This is a genomic window from Streptomyces sp. NPDC041796 (assembly GCF_055590785.1).
This window is the reverse complement of sequence record NZ_JBVJAH010000002.1, coordinates 260,528-275,945: the sequence shown is the minus strand read 5'-3', so window position 1 is coordinate 275,945 and position 15,418 is coordinate 260,528. Positions and strand designations below refer to the sequence as shown.

Sequence of the window (15,418 nt, the reverse complement as noted above, 5' to 3'; positions counted from 1 at the left end):
TCTTTCACTTAGGCGACCAGACTGCGTCCGACCCCCCCCCCCCCCCCCCCCCCCCCCCCCCCCCCCCCCCTCCCCCCCCCCCCCCCCCCCCCCCCCCGCCTGCGTGGTGTCGGGTGCGGGGACTCAGTTGGCCGGTGCCTGGTACAGGCCACGGCCCGCACGGCGGGCGCGGGAGGTCGCGACGAGCCGGTCGAGAGTGCTGCGTACGGTGTTGATGGCACCGGTGGAGTCGTCCCGGCCGAGCTCCTTGGCGACGTCCCGGGCGCGCAGAGGCGTGTCGCCGTTGCGGGCGAGGACGGCGGCGACCTGGTCGGTCAGACCACCGGTGCTGTCCTCGGCGACGGGGGAGGAGGCCTTGACCGCCGGCTTCGCGGCCGCCGGCTTCTTCGCGGTGTCGGCCTTGCCGGTCCCGGCCTTCACGGTCTTCGTGCTCTTGGTGGACTTCGTCGCCCTGGCGGGCGTGGCCTTCTTCGCCGGGCGGGACTTCGCCGCCGGCTTGGCCGCCGGCTTGGCGGGCTTCTTGGCCGGGCTCTTCCGTCCGGCGGCCGTGCCGCGGGAGGTGCGCTGCGCGGGAACCTCCGGCGCGGCGGCCGGCTCCTCCGGCGCGGTGACCGGCTCCTCCTGCGTGGCGGCCGGCTCCTGCGCGGTGACCGGTTCCTCCTGCGCGGCGGTCGACTCCTCCTGCGCGGGCTTCGGCGCCGGCTCCTGCTCCGTGGCCGGGGCGGCGGGCGCCTCCTCCGGCGCGGGCTCAGCGGCTGCGTCAGGGCCGGCCGGTGCTTCCTCGGCCTTGGCGGGTGCTTCGGTGCGCGGTGCCGGGACCGCCGCGGTGGACAGGGCCTGCAGCGCGGTGAGGGCGCCGCGGACGGACTCGAGCCGTTCGGTGACGGCCGCGAGGTCCTTCTCCAGCGCCTGCTGGTGTTGTTCGAGTTGGGGGAGTTCTTCCCTCAGCAGTGCGGTGGTCGCTTCGATGTTGTCTGCTGCGGTGGCCGGGATGGGCACGTGTCCTCCTACGGGCTTGGTGGCGTTGTGAAGGATGGAAACTGTGCTGCAGAGTACGGCTGTGGCGTTGTGTCAAGCAAACAAGCGATGGGCGTCGCCTTGTGTTTCAACGCGACGGCCACCATGCTGCCTTGTTCTCCCGCGGCCAACTGTTGTGCCTCGTAGGGCCGTTGCGGCCAACACGGCTCCGATCAGAAGCCGTTCGATTCCCCGGGTGGGTCACCCGGGAGAAAGGTGACGTGCGGCGCTCCGGTGCGAGGATGAACGACGACTTCCCCCGCCACGCCGTACACCTCCGCGATCAGCCGCTCGGTGAGCACCTGGCGCGGCGGACCCGACGCCACCACCTCGCCGTCACGCAGGACGCAGAGGCGGTCGCAGTAGTAGGCGGCCAGGTTGAGGTCGTGCAACGCGACCAGGACCGTGGCGGGCAGGCGGCGCAGCATGCCGAGTACGTCCAGTTGGTGGCGTACGTCGAGGTGATTGGTCGGCTCGTCCAGTACCAGGAGCGACGGCTGCTGGGCGAGGGCACGGGCGATGAGTACGCGTTGCCGCTCACCGCCGGACAGCCGGTCGAAGGGACGGTCCGCCAGTTCCACCGCGTCGACCGCAGCCAGCGACGACTCGATCAGCCGTACGTCCTCGGCGTTGTCGCCGTCGAGCAGCCGCTTGTGCGGGGTGCGGCCCATGGCCACCACTTCCCGTACGGTGAGGTCTAAGTCGGCACCCGGCTCCTGCACCACGACGGCCATGGTCCGGGCCAGTCGGCGTACGGGCAGTGACCAGACGTCGTCGCCGTCGATGCGTATGCTCCCCGCGTCCGGACGCAGGACGCGGTAGACGGCACGCAAGAGACTGGACTTGCCACTCCCGTTGGGACCCACGAGGCCGATCACCTCACCGGACGCGGCGGTCAGCGAGACCTCGCGTACCAGGTGATGGGCCCCGGCGGTCAGGCCGAGGCCCTCGATGGCGAGGTGGTGTGCGGTCATGCCACTCCTCGGTCGGTGTTCCGCCGGGCGTCCCGGCGCATCAGCCACAGGAAGAACGGCCCGCCGCACAACGCGGTCAGGACGCCGACGGGAATCTCCATCGGCGCCGCGATCGTACGCGCGGCGACATCGGCCCAGACGAGGAAGACCGCGCCGGCCAGCGCGGCCGTCGGCAACACCCGTCGGTGGTCACCGCCGACGAAGAGGCGCACCATGTGCGGCAGTATCAGCCCGACGAAAGCAATGGGCCCGGTCGCCGCGACGAGGACGCCGGTGACCAGGGACAGCACGACGAACATCCGGGCGCGGAAGCGGGCCACATCGAGCCCCATCGTGGTGGCGGCCTCCTCGCCCGCCAACAGCAGGTTCAACGAGCGGGCCTGCACCAGCAGCACACCGATGCCCACCAGCAGTGCGGCCGCCGGCAGCCACAGCGTGGTCCACCGCACGCCACCGAGACCGCCGAGGGTCCAGGCCAGCACCTCACGCGCCTGGTTGCCCCGGTCGGCGGTCAGCAGCATCAGGTCCGTCACGGCGGTGAGTACCGAGGCGACCGCGACTCCCGACAGCACCAGCCGGACGGACGTGATCCGTCCACCCGCCCGGGCCGTGGTGTAGACGAGCAGCAGGGTCAGCAGGGCTCCGGCGAACGCGGCCACCGACAGCGACACGGCACCGAAGAGACCGAAACCCCCGACGATCACGGTGACGGCGCCCAGCGACGCGCCCGAGGACACCCCCAGCAGATACGGCTCCGCCAGCGGGTTGCGCACCAGGGCCTGCATGGCCGTTCCCACGACGGCCAGACCCGCGCCGGTCACCGCCCCGAGGAGTACGCGCGGCGCCCGGACGTCGAGGACGATCGTCTCGCGGGCGCGGGACCAGCCCGGCTCCGCCCAGTCGGCCCCCAGTCCGTGCGACACGATGCCCCACACCTGGCCGGGCGGCACGTGCACCGAGCCGATGGCCAGCGCAGCCGTGACCGAGACCACGAGGAGAGCGCCGAGCACCACCAGGGTCAGTCCGTACGTCAGCCCGTACGTCCGCCTGTCCGTTCGCCCGCCCGTTCGTCCGGGCGGCCGTCCCGGCCGGCGCACCCGAGCGGCGTCCACGGCCCGGTCCGTCACCGGAAGCGCTCCGGGTGCAGCCCGCGGGCCAGGTCCTCGACCGCGTACGGGGCGCGGACGCCGACCAGCGTCGCCGTGAGCGGCAGCACAACGAACCGCTTGTTCCTGATGGCGGGCACATCGGCCAGGGCGGGCTGGGAGAGCAGGAACTTCTTCTTCTCCTCCACGCTCCCGGCCCCACGGTAGTCGTAGATCGCGATCGCCTCGGGCCGACGTGCGACCACCTGCTCCCAGGACACGTCGCCGAAGACATCGTCCAGGTCCGAGAAGACGTTGCGCCCGCCGGCCAGCCTGATGATCTCCGTACCCAGGCTCTTCCCGCCCGCGGTGAACGCGGACTTGTCCCCGCTGTCGTACACGAACACCGGCACCGCAGGTGCGCCTTCGACCGCGTCTCCGGCCTTGCGGACGCGATCCCGCAGCCCGGCCACCACCGTGTCGGCCCGCTCGGGTACGCCGAAGATCCTGCCGATGGTGCGGATCTCGTCGTACGTGTCCTTCATGGACACCTGTTTCCGGCCGCAGTACTCACGGTTGAGGTAGGTGTCGATGCCCGCGTCGGCGAACGCCTTGCGGGACCGGCCCTCGTTCTCGGCGAACGCGCTTCCGTAGCCGCCGTAGACGAAGTCCGGTTCGGCCTCCAGGACGGTTTCGAACGACGGCTCCTTCTCGGCGAGTTCCGGCACGGCCGCGAAGTCCTTCCGGAACGCGGGCAGGACGGCCGAGTCGGGGAAGGCGGTGCCGACCATCCGGTCCTTCAGCCCGAGAGCGAGCATCAGTTCCGCGGGATGCTGGTGGATGGTGACGACACGGGAAGGCGGTTCGTCGTACGTGGTGCGGGTGCCGCAGTTGTCGATCGTGACCGGGAAACCCTTCGCGGACGTGGACGCGGGTCCTCGGTCGTCGGTTGTGCCCTTCGCGCCGCAGCCGCTCAGCAGGGCGGCCGACACCGCCGCGGAGAGGGCCACGGCGAGTGCCCGGCGCCGCAGGGCGTGGCGCCGGACGGCGTGGTGCGGGACGGCGTGGTGCCGTGTGCCGGGCGACGGGGAAGAGAGGGGAGAAAAGGGACGGTGGGTGCCGTCGTACACGTAAAGCCTCCTGGGGAGTCCGCGCTCCTCGGAACGGGCCCGCGACAGGCCAGTGTCCTGACTCCCGGATCGACGTTCCCCCTGCCTTCCCACGCGGCGCGCGGTGGCGTTCTCGAAGGTTCCACTCCCCGGTCACAGTGGCGGGACCGTGCCGGAATCGCACCGGCTTCCTGTCTCCCGTCGCGGTGATGACCAGCTGATACTACGTCTCCTGGGGGGAGCGCGCCCCGGCCGGCCGCCGGGTCTGGGCGGCCCGGTAGCGGGACGGCGAAATTCCGTAGCGGCTGGTGAACGCCTGGCGCAGTGACTCCGCGGTGCCGAATCCGCAGCGGGCTGCCACGCTCGCCATCGGCAGGGTCGTCGACGCGAGGAGATGGGCGGCGGCCTCGGTGCGGGCCAGGCGGACGAACCGGCCCGGTGCCTGCCCGAGGTGTTCCGTGAACAGCCGGGTGAGGTGACGCGTGGTCACCCCGGCGCGCTCGGCCAGCGCCGCCGCGCCGAGATCGTGGTCGGGGTGGGCGGTGATGTACTCGACGAGTGTGCGGACCAGTGTGTCGCGGGGCGGCGGAGCGGCGGTGAACAGGCTCATCTGTGCCTGGTTGCCCGGCCGTTGCAGGTAGACGACCAGGTCGCGGGCCACTTGGCGGGCCAGTTCGGGGCCGTGGTCCTCCTCGATGAACGCGAGGGTGAGGTCCAGTGCGCTGGTGATGCCCGCCGCCGTGTACACGTTCCCGTCCCGTACGTAGATGGGCGTGGGGTCCAGGACGACCCGGGGGTAGCGGGCGGCGAGCTGGGGGGTGAACCGCCAGTGCGTCGTGGCGCGCCGCCCGTCGAGCAGTCCGGCGGCGGCCAGAACGCTCGCTCCCGTGCAGACGGATGCCACGCGCCGGCTCTCCCTGGCCAGCCGCCGGACGTGCCCCACGAGCCGGGCGTCGGCGGCCGCCCGCTCGAATCCGGCGCCGCCCGAGACGATCAGCGTGTCGAGCGGTCCGATCAGCCGTTCGAGGGCCTGGTGACTCCCGAGGCTCAGCCCCCCGTCGCAGACGATCGGCGCGCCGCCCGGGCCGACCACGCTCACCCGGTACGGCTGGGCCGGTTCACCGAGCCGGTTGGCCATGGCCAGGCTCGTGGTCACACACGCGATGTCCAGCAACTCGGCCGCTTCGTAGCCGATCACCACCATGTGCCGTTCCGCCGTGCACCGTTCCTCGGTGCGCCGTTCCCCCATGGGGCGACCCTATGCCGGAAGGACCGGTACCCCAAGGTCGCGGACATCGTTCCCGTCTCCCCGTACGGCAGGGATCCGACGTGCCGGACAGTGGAGCCCGGACCGCCTTCACCCTCGGGAGACGCCATGACGATCGACTCCGCGCGCGACCGCGCCGACCGCGCCGACCGCGACGACTGCAACGACCGCGCCGACCGTGCGGACCGTGACGGCCGCGCCGACCGTGCGGACCGTGACGGCCGCCACGGCGGTGCGCGGCCCATGGGTGCCGTTCGCGTCCTGACCGCGCTCGGGCACCGGTGGCCCACGCTGCTGGCCCTCGCCCTGGCGATCGCCACCTTCGTCGACGGCGTGCCGCCCCTGGGAATCCTGGCCGGACTGCTCATCATCATGCCGCTCTGCTACCTGCTCTTCGGGTCCCTGCGCGGTGAACTGCGCCGGCCGGGCGTCCTCGCCGTGCAGATCGCCGGCTGCGTGGGCTTCGTAGTCGTGGCCCTCGTGGCGCTGGCCGTCGACGACACCCTCGGCCGATACGTCCTGGCCGCGGGCTGGCTGGGCCACGCCGTCTGGGACTTCGTCCACCACCGGACCGGCAGGGTCGTTCCCCGGGCGTGGTCCGAGTGGTGCTGTGTCGTGGACGCCTCCGGCGCACTGGCGATGGTCCTGCTCGCCTGACGCCGAGCCGCCGCCCGGCCGACGACGGACGACCCGGCCACCGGGCCGGAGTTTCACACGGTGCCGCGGACGTGGGCGGCCGCCAGCTCGGCCTCGCGGACGACGGTGTCCGTGTCCACGTCCAGGAGCGCGCCGTCCGCCTTGCGCATCCGGCCGTCCACGAAGACATGACTGACGTTGGGCGGCTGACCGTTGAGCACAATCTGACCGATCCAGTCGAAGCGTGGCGCGAAATTGAGTGTGCCCGGATCGATAACGACCACGTCTGCGCACTTCCCGGGAGTGAGGGAGCCAATGCGGTCCGCCATGCCGACGCACTCGGCGCCGCCGAGGGTCGCCATGCGCAGTACGGCGGGGATCGTGGGGTGTATCTCGGGGTCCTGGTGCACCGCCCGCTGGAGCCCGACCGCGGCCTTCATGACGCTGAACATGTCGGACGTGTCGTTGGTGCCCCCGTCATGACCGAGACCCACCTTCACGCCCCGCGCGTGCAGCGCCGGCAGCCGGATGACGCCCGAAGCCAGCCGCATGTTGCTCAGCGGGCAGTGGGCCACGCGGACCTGGTGCTCGGCGGCCAGCGCGATCTCGTCGTCCGTGAGATGGATCGCGTGGTTCATCAGAAGGCCGGGCCCCAAGGCCCCCGCCGTGCGCAGTGCGCGCATCGGATCGTCCCCACGGTCACTGCGATGCTCCAGGACGTGGGAGTTGAGCATCACCCCCAGATCGTCGGCGAGTTCGGCGAACCGGCGCAGCCGGTCCACGGTCGCCATCCCGGCATGGGTGGCGACCTGCGCCGACGCCAGCGGCAGCGGGTCGAGCAGTTCCCTCTTCACCCGGGGGACGAGTCCGGCGTTCGCGGTGGTCTGCATCATCGCGTACACGAATCGCAGACCTGAGTCGTCCAGCGCCCTGATGTAGTGCGCGCTGGTCTCGTACGGGACGGGGTGCACCCAGTCCACAACGGTCGTGACACCCGCCTGGAGCGCGTCGAGGGCGGCGAGGCGGACGAAGCGGTACATGTCCTCGGCGCCGATCCTGGCGAGGGTCGCGCTGTTGCAGGAGGCCAGCCATCCGTACAGGTCCTGACCGCCGCATCCGCCCGGATGCTGGACTGCCACAGGTGGTTGTGGATGTCCACGAACCCTGGCAGGACGATCCGGCCGCTCACGTCCACCACCCGCACCCCGCGCAGCGCCGGCAACCGGTGCCCCACGGCGGCGATCCTTCCGTGTCGCATCAGCACATCGGCGTGGTGCAGGATGCCCAACGGCCCCTCGCCCACATGCGGGTCCATGGTGAGGAGCAGCTCGGCTCCGCGGAGAAGGGTGGGGCTCGACCGCCCCGGTCCGTCCGCCGGACGGGATCTGTCGCCGGGCGGGGGAGCGCCCACGGCGAGGGGGATGCTGCTCAGGCCGGCGAGTACGCTGCGCCGGCTCGGTTCGGGCGACTCCGTCATGAGGTCTGTATCCCGCGGCCCTCGACCGGAGGCAAGCGGTAATTCCGGCCAACGGTATGGAAATTCCATTCCATCGGACGGGGTCGTCGCTGCCGCCGCTCAGGCGAGCGACGGCCCCGCCGCGCCGGGGGCGGCATGGGCCCCCGGCAACGGCCCCGCGCCTGGCGGGCAGTGCATCTCCTCGGAGCCGGCGGCGGCCCGGGTCGTATGCTCGGGTGGTCAGCTCAGGGAGGACACGGACGGGACGACGACGCCGTACAGGTCACCGATCGTCGCGAGCGCGCCGTGGTGGAGTTGCTCGGCGGAGAGGTCGCAGACCGGGGTCCGCAAAGGACGTGTCGCGCAGGCGTCGGCGACGACGGTGGGCCGGTTGCCGCGCAGGAACGCGCCGGAGGCCGTGGACGCCACACACATGTGGGTCATGAATCCCGCGATGACGACGTCCTTCTTCCCGGCGGCGTCCACCTGCTCACCCAGATCGGTCCCGGTGAACGCGTCGGGAACGGCCTTGACGACGACGGGCTCGCCCTCGGCCGGCGCGACGCGGGGGTGGATCCGGCCGATGTCGGCCCGGATGTCGTACGGCGTCCCCTCACCGCCGTCGTTGATGACGTGGACGACCTTCGCACCCGCACCTCTGGCCCGTTCCAGCAGCGCGGCGGCGGCGTCAAGGGCCGACTGCCATCCCGTCAGCTCCATCACGCCACGGGTGTAGGTGTTCTGGTAGTCGACCAGGATCAGCGTCGCATCGGCCAGGGACGCCGGAGTCTGATCAAGGCCGTTGAGTTCCCGCAGAGTTGTCGTAGGCATGGCTGCACCTTCTCGGGCTGTGGAGGGGTGGGAGGCCATCACGTGGTGGCGCGTTCCACGCTACGATCCGCCTCGGCGTGGCGGCAATGTCATGCGACTTGCAGATACGGACATCGAATGCGCCGCGCGGTGCCGTGGCACCCCAGCGGATGGAGCCCCCTTGACCGGCATCATGACCGGCCTCGAACGGTTCGTCGTCGTCCTCCTCTTCGACGGCGTCGACCTGCTGGACGTCACCGGCCCCCCGGAGGTGTTCTCCCTGCTGCAACGGGAGACGGACGGCGCCGCGGGCTACCGCGTCGCCCTGGCCGCCGAAACCATGGACCCCGTCACCACCTTGGCCGGGGTGCGCGTCCTGCCCGACATCACCTTCGAGGAAGCGTCCACCAGGAGCATCGACACCCTCATGGTTCCCGGCTCGGTCGAAGTCGACGACCAGCGCCGCGTGCACGCCGTCATCGACCCCACCGTGGTCCACTGGGTGAAGACCCTCGCCGGCAGGGCACGGCGCACCGCCTCCGTCTGCGTGGGCGCGCATCTGCTCGCAGCAGCCGGACTGCTGGACGGCAAACGCGCCACGACCCACTGGTCGACCGCCCGGCAACTCGCTGCCGACCACCCGTCGATCGAGGTCGACGCCGACCCGATCTTCATCCGCGACCAGGACGTGTGGACCGGCGCCGGGATCACCGCCTGCCTCGATCTGTCACTGGCCCTCGTCGCCGAGGACTTCGGCGAGGCAGTCGCGCTGCGGGTCGCTCGGCAGCTCGTGATGTACCTGAAACGACCCAGTGGACAGAGTCAGTTCAGCGTCCCGATCGACCCTCCCTCGACCACACGGCGCATGGACGGCCTCCGCCACCACATCACGCGCAACATCGCAGGACGCCTCAGCCTCGCCGATCTCGCCGAACACGCCCACGTGAGCGAACGGCAGATCACCCGCATCTTCAAGAGCGAACTGGGCATGACACCGGCCGCCTACATCGAATCGGCCCGCGTCGAAGTGGCTCGCAACCGTCTCGAAACCACGGACGACACCCTCGACCGTGTCGCCTCGGTCTGCGGCTTCCACAGCACGGACACGCTCATCCGCGCATTCCGTCGCAGACTCCACACGACACCGACGGAATACCGCAACCGCTTCCGGCACTCCGGCTGACGGTCCAGGTCCGGTGCATCACCGGTCCGGGGCTCGTCCGGGGCCGGAGCCGGGAGGCTGTCCCGGGGCCGGAGCCGGGGGCCCGTCCGGGGCCCGTCAGCGGACCGTCCGGGGCTGGAGCCGGGAGGGAGCCGTTGCGGGGGCCACGTCACTTCGTGGCGTTGAGGTGCAGCCACGCGCTGAGCGCCGCGTGCAGTTCCACGACGTCCCGGTGCCGCAGGCTCTCCCCGGCCCGGCCCACATGGAGGCGTACGTCGTCGGCCGTGACCCTGTACCCGACGGCCATGCGGGGCGAGGAGCTGACGGCCGAGCCGTCGGCCAGTACGCGCCACAACGCCGCCACCCGTCGAGGCAGCCGCGCCACCGGCCGGCCATGCACCGGCCTGCCGAGGCGCCGGGGCAGGAACGGCGCGCCGATCGTGGTGTAGAAGCCGTTGATCGCCTCTTCCAGGCTGCCGTGCGCCCGGGTGGGTGCGACATCGCCGAAGGCCCGGAAGAGCGCCGGCCAGGGGTGCTCGACGGCGTAACGCTTGCCCGTGACCGGCTCGGGCGCCGGCTGCTCCTCCAGGTCGAGCTGGACGCACGCCCCTGGGACCAACTCCTCCGAGTAGCCCTTGGCGAGGTACCGGGAGTAGAGGTCCCGCAGGTGCACCACCTGCTGGTGGACGGGGTTCTCGTGGACCGGCCTGTCCGGTCGGGAAGCCCGCCCCACGGCGCCGTACGGACCGTGCGCGCGATGAAGCCGCCCGGAATCCGTCACCACCGCCGTCACGTGCCGACTGCCGTTCCCCAGCCGGAATCCCACCACCGTGAGCATCGCCGCCCCTTCCCGCTCGCGCACGCGACCGACGCTACCCGCCGCGTCGACCCGGCGGGGGCCGATACGACGGACCCGCCCCGGTCGGCACGAGGCGTACCGATTCGCCTGCCGGCCCCGGCTACCAGCGCGCTCCGGGCCCGCCGACCGTGCGGCGGGTGACCGCCGTGCGGCCCACCGCCGCGGCGAGCTTGCGCAGACGCCGCCAGTCGAGCGGGGGCTGGGCCTGGGGGACCCCTGGCCGCAGCCGCGGCACACGGACCCGCAGCGCCCGGGGCGCGATGCGGCAGTGGACGGGCGCGGGCAGGACGAAGGCCTCACCGTCGATGCCGACGTCGACGGCCGGGCGGTCGGCGTCCACGACCACCTCCCGCGCCGTCAGGACCGTCAACCCGCTCGCCTCCGGGTCCAGCAGCAGGCCGGCGGCCTCCGCCGCGCTGTCCACGCGGATGCCCAGGACTCCCAGCACACCCGAGTCCAGCCGGTCACGGCGCCCCAGACCGGTCGCGTCGCCCCTGCGGTAGGGATTGTTGCTCACCAGCACCGCCTGGGGGTCGGTGAGCGTCGTGCCCTCGGCGCGGGCGGTGAGCCGTGGACCGCTCTGCCCGGTGAGCAGGTCGGGCAGCAGGTCCAGCGCGGTGCCCACCTTGTCGTCCCGGTAGGCGGGGCTCTGCACGACCGTCCCGTACACGCCGAAGGAGACGTTGTTGACGAAGGGGTGCCCACCGGCGAAGCCGAGGTCCACATGGAGCTCGACGCCGTCGGTGAGCGCGTCCAGGCAGGCGGCCGGGTCCTCGCGGTCGAGGCCCAGGTCCATCGCGAAGTGGTTGCGGGTGCCCGCGGAGACCACCAGGAACGGCACACCGTGCTCGGCGGCGACCGCGGCCACCAGCGCCTGCGTACCGTCACCACCCGCCACGCCCAGCAGGTCGGCACCCTCCGCCAGCGCCTGCCGGGCCAGCTCCGTGACGTCCTGGGGCCGCTCCCGGTCCAGCAGCACCACACGCGCCCCGAGCCGTTCGGCCTTCTCCTTCAGGCCGAACCGCTCGACCTTGGCCCCGCCCGAGTGCGGATTCATCACCAGGAAGGGCCGCCGCGGTGGCGGCGTGCGGTGCTCCTTCACCCTGACGGGCCGCAGACCGGTGCTGCGCAGCGCGTATCGCCCGGTCCACACCGCCAGGACCCAGAGCGTGAGGGAGAGCGTGACCACCCACAGCAGGTTGGCGGCCGCGAACATCCAGACCACGGCGGCGGGCGCCGCCACCGTGAGTGCCGCGGCGGCCACCCGGGCCGGCCCCCGCCGCGTCAGCGCCCACCACAGGCCGGACACCGTGACGGCCATGCCCGCCGCACCGACCAGGAGCAGCAGTACGCCGCCGACACCCCCGTACAACAGCGGCAGCAGCACGGCCAGCGTCACCGAGCCCAGGGACGCCCTCGCCGACCACCGCTGCGCCCGATGGGCCCGCTCGTCCGCCTGCCACCCGACCCCCATGGGTCCTCCCCTCGTCCGCGGACATCGTAGGAGGCCCCGGCCGCACCGCCCCCGGCGCGGGGCGGGCGGATCACCGGCCCGGCGACGACCAGCCGGCGGGCTGAGCGGGATCGAGCGTGCGCCACTGGGCGAGGACTTCCGGGTCCTGGGCGTCCAGCCAGTCGGTCAGCTCGCGGAACGAGACGCAGCGGACCTCCTTGCGCGGGCAGACCTTCCGCATCATGTCCTCCACCGCGTCCATGTAGATGCCCCCGTTCCACTCCTCGAAGTGGTTGCCCACGAACATGGGCGCCCGGCTGCCGTGGAAGACGCGCTCGAAGCCGGCGAGATAGGAGTCGAGGGTCTGCTTGCGCCAGGTGGCGTACATCGCCGGATCGCCGTCCGTGCGCCCTTTGGACTGGTTGAACAGGTAGTTGAAGTCCATGGACAGCACCTGGAAGTCCTTGCCGGGGAACGGCAGCATCTGCAGCGGCAGGTCCCACACACCGTTCTTCTTCGACGGCCAGATCTGGAAGTCGCCCGATGAACTCGCGTCATAACGCCACCCGAAGGGCTTGGACGCCGGTATGAGCGTCTTCTGCCCTTCGAGGCAGGGCGCCCGCCCGCCGACGACCTCGCGGGTGGGGTCGAAGGGCAGCGGGTCCAGGTCGGTGAAACCCGTGTTGGTCTTCCAGTTCTGGACGAAGGAGTAGAACTGGTCGATCTCGCTGGTCCACTCCGCCGCACTCCAGTCGCCGCCGCCCTTCGCCCCGCAGAAGTGACCGTTGAAGTGGGAGCCGATCTCATGTCCCTCCTTCCACGCCCCGCCGAGCTGCTCCAGGGTGGAGCGGATGTGCGGGCGGGTGGGGTACGAGATCGCCGCCGCTCCCGGACCGTGCTGGGGCGGCCGGTAGAGGTTCCTCTTCTCCTGCGGCAGCAGATAGATGCCCGTCAGGAAGAACGTCATATGGGCGCCGGTCTCCTTCGCGACGCGGCGGAAGCGGGAGAAGAGCCGCTCGTCTCCCTCCAGGGCGCCGTCCCAGGAGAAGACGACGAACTGAGGAGGACGCTGGCCCGGTTTGAGCCGCTCGGGCTTCAACTGCCCCGGCTGCGGGCCGGTGTAGGAGGTGGATCCGTCACCCAGGACCTTCACCCGGCCGTCCCAGTCCTCGTCGGTGCCCTTCTTGCCCGCGCCGCCCTTCTGACCTGCCGGGGGCCGTGGCGCGGGCGCCGACGTACGGTCGGCCGACGCCACCGGGGTGTCGTCCCCCGCACCGCCGGTCACCAGCGGAACCAGGCTCGCTCCGGTCGCCAGCAGGACCGCGGCGACCCCGAGAGCGACACCACGGGTGGTCGTACGCTCCCTCAGGCGCCGTACGGCCGGATTCTTCCGGATCATCGTGTCTTCCCCCGATCGGTCGCGGCGCGGCGTGATGCGTCCTCCACCGCGTCCCTGTAGGTCTTCCAGATCCCGGCCGGGCGGTCGGAGCCGGCCGAGGAGTCACCACCGAGTCCCTTGAGGGGCAGTGGCGCGAGGCTCTTGGTGAGGTCCATGCGGTAGAGGACGACGGCCGTGGACTCGGTGGCCGTGTAACCGGCGTACCAGCGCGCGGTGTCGTCCCGGGTCCCTCCGGCCTTCCCCGCCGCCTTGGCGGCCCCGGTGCCACCGGCCTCCCCGCCACCGGCCTCCCTGCCACCGGCTGCGCCGTCGCCGTCGGCCGTGCCGGAGAGGGCCTCGGTGATCCGGTCGGCCACCTCGGGGCTCACGGCGCGCTGCTTGCGCGGTGCGGCCAGGGGGACGGGCTCACCCTCGTGGGTGACCCGCAGGACCGAGTAGGGCTCGGTGTGCGTGCCGTGGGCCGGGAAGGTGCTGTACGCGCTGGCCATGCGGATGGCGCTCGGTGTGGAGTTGCCGAGGGCGAAGTCGGGCACCGGGGGTCCGAGGCTGGAGCCGAGCAGCCCGGCCGCCTGCGCGGTGCGCCGCACCTGCTCCAGGCCGACGTCCATGCCGAGCTGCAGGAAGGGCGCGTCGGCGGACTCGGCCAGGGCGCGGCGGAGGCTGATGCGGCCGTGGGACCGGCCGTCGAGGTTGGTGCCCTTGACCATCTTGCCGGCGCGGTCCCAGTAGGGGCCTTCCGGGGTCCTCAGCGGTACGCCGTCGTTCCCGTCGTAGACGGTCGAGGGCGTGACGGGGGTGCGGGGGCCGCCGCGCTCGCGCTGGACGCCGTGCTCGAGGGCGGCGGCGTAGACGAAGGGCGTGAAGACGGTGCCGGCCGGGACGGTGGCCGCGTTGGACTCGTTGAAGGCCTGCTTCTGGTGGTCCGGTCCGCCGTGGACGGCCAGGATGCGGCCGTCGGGGGCGACCGAGGCGGCCCCGAACCGGGCGTACCGGTCGGCCGCGCGGTTCTTCGGGTCGAGGGTGGCGCGGGCGTCTTCCACGGCCTTGGTGAGGGCGGTCGTGCGCGGTTTCTCGAAGGTCGTGTAGACCTGGTAGCCCCCCAGGTCGAACCGTGCGTCGGCGATGCGTCCCGCACGCTTGGCGTAGGCCTCGGCGAGCTCGACGAGGTAGCCGTTCTGACCGCCGGCGGTGCCGGGTGTGGTCGGAGCCTTGGGCTGGGGGAACGTGGTGTAGCGGGCGCGCTCCTCGGGGGAGAGTCTGCCGATCTCGACCATGCGGTCCAGCGTCCAGGACCACCGCTCGACGGCGCGAGCGCGGTTGGCGGGGGAGATGGCCGGGTCGTAGAGCGACGCGCCTTTGAGGAGGGCGGCGAGGAAGGCACCCTCACTGGCGTTGAGCTGGGTGACGTCCTTGCCGTAATAGGCCTGGGCGGCCCGCTGCAGTCCGTACGTACCGCGCCCGAACCAGCTCGTGTTGAGGTAGCCCTCCAGTATCTCGTCCTTGCTGCGGTGCCGGTCCAGTTTGACGGCGAGGAGCACCTCGGTGAACTTGCGGGAGAACGACTGGTCCTGGCTGAGGTAGACGTTCTTGACGTACTGCTGGGTGATGGTGGATCCGCCCTGCGTGTCACCGTCGCCGACCGTCCGCCACAGCGCTCGGGTCACACCGCTCACGGAGACGCCGGGGTCGGAGTAGAAACCGGCGTTCTCCGCGGCGAGTACCGCCCATGTGACGTGCTCCGGGATCTTGTCCAGGGGCATCTCCTGACGCCTGACCCAGCCCGTGCGGGCCATCGGCGTGCCGTCGGCCCAGTAGTAGACGTTGTCCTGCTGGGTGGCGAAACCGTTCAGGTCCTCGGGGATCTCGGTGCGTACGTAGGCGATGGTGACGAGCCCCGACAGCGCTGCCACGGCCAGCAATGACGAGACCAGGGTCTGGCGCCAGGACGGGACCCACCGCCGCCAGCCGCTCCGGCCCGATCGAGGGTAGTCGGGCCGGCGAAGGCGGTGGGCGGCGCGAGGCTTTCCGCGCTTGCCCCGGGCCCTGGTCAGGGGCCTCGCCGCGGTACGCAGGGTCTCCACGACTCTTCTGTATTCGATGTGCTTGGTCATCCCCGTCCAGCCATGACTCGTGGCCCGGATCCGCGGCCGGCCGCGGCACATCCGGTGCGACATCCGTTCCGGCGCGATGA

13 protein-coding genes and 1 riboswitch are annotated in these 15,418 nt (G+C 71.8%); of the genes, 2 read left to right on the top strand and 11 right to left on the bottom strand.

The genetic code is table 11. The features are described from left to right. Nucleotides 1–123: 123 nt before the first annotated feature. The 5 genes from ACZ6C1_RS04590 to ACZ6C1_RS04570 form a co-directional block, all read right to left on the bottom strand. Complete coding sequence (locus ACZ6C1_RS04590) at nucleotides 124–999, bottom strand: hypothetical protein (protein ID WP_469237610.1); 876 nt, start codon at nucleotides 997–999, stop codon at nucleotides 124–126. Between the two features lie 191 nt (nucleotides 1,000–1,190). Continuing rightward, the gene (locus tag ACZ6C1_RS04585) at nucleotides 1,191–1,991 is read right to left on the bottom strand and encodes an ABC transporter ATP-binding protein (RefSeq protein WP_469237608.1); all 801 of its coding nucleotides are present in this window, start codon (nucleotides 1,989–1,991) and stop codon (nucleotides 1,191–1,193) included. Beyond that, entirely contained in the window at nucleotides 1,988–3,103 is a 1,116-nt protein-coding gene (locus ACZ6C1_RS04580) for a FecCD family ABC transporter permease (protein WP_469237606.1), read from the bottom strand. Before ACZ6C1_RS04580 ends, ACZ6C1_RS04585 begins: the two co-directional genes overlap by 4 nt. A gap of 11 nt (nucleotides 3,104–3,114) precedes the next feature. Further along, on the bottom strand, nucleotides 3,115–4,206 hold the full coding sequence (locus tag ACZ6C1_RS04575; RefSeq protein WP_469237605.1) for an ABC transporter substrate-binding protein: 1,092 nt from the start codon (nucleotides 4,204–4,206) through the stop codon (nucleotides 3,115–3,117). Nucleotides 4,207–4,236: 30 nt separating this feature from the next. Continuing rightward, nucleotides 4,237–4,418, bottom strand: a riboswitch (cobalamin riboswitch). Continuing rightward, the gene (locus tag ACZ6C1_RS04570; RefSeq protein WP_469238164.1) at nucleotides 4,409–5,389 is read right to left on the bottom strand and encodes a GlxA family transcriptional regulator; all 981 of its coding nucleotides are present in this window, start codon (nucleotides 5,387–5,389) and stop codon (nucleotides 4,409–4,411) included. Its footprint overlaps the riboswitch before it by 10 nt. A gap of 171 nt (nucleotides 5,390–5,560) precedes the next feature. Here ACZ6C1_RS04570 and ACZ6C1_RS04565 point away from each other — a divergent pair, with 171 nt between their 5' ends. After that, complete coding sequence (locus tag ACZ6C1_RS04565) at nucleotides 5,561–6,109, top strand: hypothetical protein (protein WP_469237604.1); 549 nt, start codon at nucleotides 5,561–5,563, stop codon at nucleotides 6,107–6,109. A gap of 53 nt (nucleotides 6,110–6,162) precedes the next feature. Here the strand turns inward: ACZ6C1_RS04565 and ACZ6C1_RS04560 are convergent, their stop codons facing one another. Together ACZ6C1_RS04560 and ACZ6C1_RS04555 are read right to left on the bottom strand one after the other, a co-directional pair. Then, on the bottom strand, nucleotides 6,163–7,227 hold the full coding sequence (locus ACZ6C1_RS04560) for an amidohydrolase family protein (protein ID WP_469237603.1): 1,065 nt from the start codon (nucleotides 7,225–7,227) through the stop codon (nucleotides 6,163–6,165). Nucleotides 7,228–7,784: 557 nt separating this feature from the next. Beyond that, nucleotides 7,785–8,375: a cysteine hydrolase family protein gene (locus ACZ6C1_RS04555; protein ID WP_469237602.1), complete on the bottom strand. Its 591-nt coding sequence runs from the start codon at nucleotides 8,373–8,375 to the stop codon at nucleotides 7,785–7,787. A gap of 172 nt (nucleotides 8,376–8,547) precedes the next feature. On the opposite strand from ACZ6C1_RS04555, the gene ACZ6C1_RS04550 reads away from it, so the two are divergent. Continuing rightward, nucleotides 8,548–9,537 carry a GlxA family transcriptional regulator gene (locus tag ACZ6C1_RS04550; protein WP_469238162.1) on the top strand — a complete coding sequence of 330 codons (990 nt, stop codon included), beginning with the start codon at nucleotides 8,548–8,550 and terminating at the stop codon, nucleotides 9,535–9,537. Nucleotides 9,538–9,685: 148 nt separating this feature from the next. On the opposite strand, the gene ACZ6C1_RS04545 is transcribed toward ACZ6C1_RS04550, so the two are convergent. The 4 genes from ACZ6C1_RS04545 to ACZ6C1_RS04530 all read right to left on the bottom strand — a co-directional run bounded on the left by ACZ6C1_RS04545 (nucleotide 9,686) and on the right by ACZ6C1_RS04530 (nucleotide 15,338). After that, on the bottom strand, nucleotides 9,686–10,378 hold the full coding sequence (locus tag ACZ6C1_RS04545) for a hypothetical protein (protein ID WP_469237600.1): 693 nt from the start codon (nucleotides 10,376–10,378) through the stop codon (nucleotides 9,686–9,688). Nucleotides 10,379–10,475: 97 nt separating this feature from the next. Continuing rightward, complete coding sequence (locus tag ACZ6C1_RS04540; RefSeq protein WP_469237598.1) at nucleotides 10,476–11,849, bottom strand: diacylglycerol/lipid kinase family protein; 1,374 nt, start codon at nucleotides 11,847–11,849, stop codon at nucleotides 10,476–10,478. Nucleotides 11,850–11,919: 70 nt separating this feature from the next. Continuing rightward, on the bottom strand, nucleotides 11,920–13,227 hold the full coding sequence (locus ACZ6C1_RS04535; RefSeq protein ID WP_469237596.1) for a polysaccharide deacetylase family protein: 1,308 nt from the start codon (nucleotides 13,225–13,227) through the stop codon (nucleotides 11,920–11,922). Next, nucleotides 13,224–15,338: a transglycosylase domain-containing protein gene (locus ACZ6C1_RS04530; protein ID WP_469237594.1), complete on the bottom strand. Its 2,115-nt coding sequence runs from the start codon at nucleotides 15,336–15,338 to the stop codon at nucleotides 13,224–13,226. Before ACZ6C1_RS04530 ends, ACZ6C1_RS04535 begins: the two co-directional genes overlap by 4 nt. Between the last annotated feature and the right edge of the window lie 80 nt (nucleotides 15,339–15,418).

Excerpts from the sequence above, each read along its gene's own strand:
- ACZ6C1_RS04530 (WP_469237594.1), bottom strand. The coding sequence starts at position 15,338 with ATGACCAAGCACATCGAATACAGAAGAGTCGTGGAGACCCTGCGTACC.
- ACZ6C1_RS04555 (WP_469237602.1), bottom strand. The coding sequence starts at position 8,375 with ATGCCTACGACAACTCTGCGGGAACTCAACGGCCTTGATCAGACTCCG.
- ACZ6C1_RS04570 (WP_469238164.1), bottom strand. The coding sequence starts at position 5,389 with ATGGTGGTGATCGGCTACGAAGCGGCCGAGTTGCTGGACATCGCGTGT.
- ACZ6C1_RS04540 (WP_469237598.1), bottom strand. The coding sequence starts at position 11,849 with ATGGGGGTCGGGTGGCAGGCGGACGAGCGGGCCCATCGGGCGCAGCGG.
- ACZ6C1_RS04535 (WP_469237596.1), bottom strand. The coding sequence starts at position 13,227 with ATGATCCGGAAGAATCCGGCCGTACGGCGCCTGAGGGAGCGTACGACC.
- ACZ6C1_RS04550 (WP_469238162.1), top strand. The coding sequence starts at position 8,548 with ATGACCGGCCTCGAACGGTTCGTCGTCGTCCTCCTCTTCGACGGCGTC.
- ACZ6C1_RS04585 (WP_469237608.1), bottom strand. The coding sequence starts at position 1,991 with ATGACCGCACACCACCTCGCCATCGAGGGCCTCGGCCTGACCGCCGGG.
- ACZ6C1_RS04565 (WP_469237604.1), top strand. The coding sequence starts at position 5,561 with ATGACGATCGACTCCGCGCGCGACCGCGCCGACCGCGCCGACCGCGAC.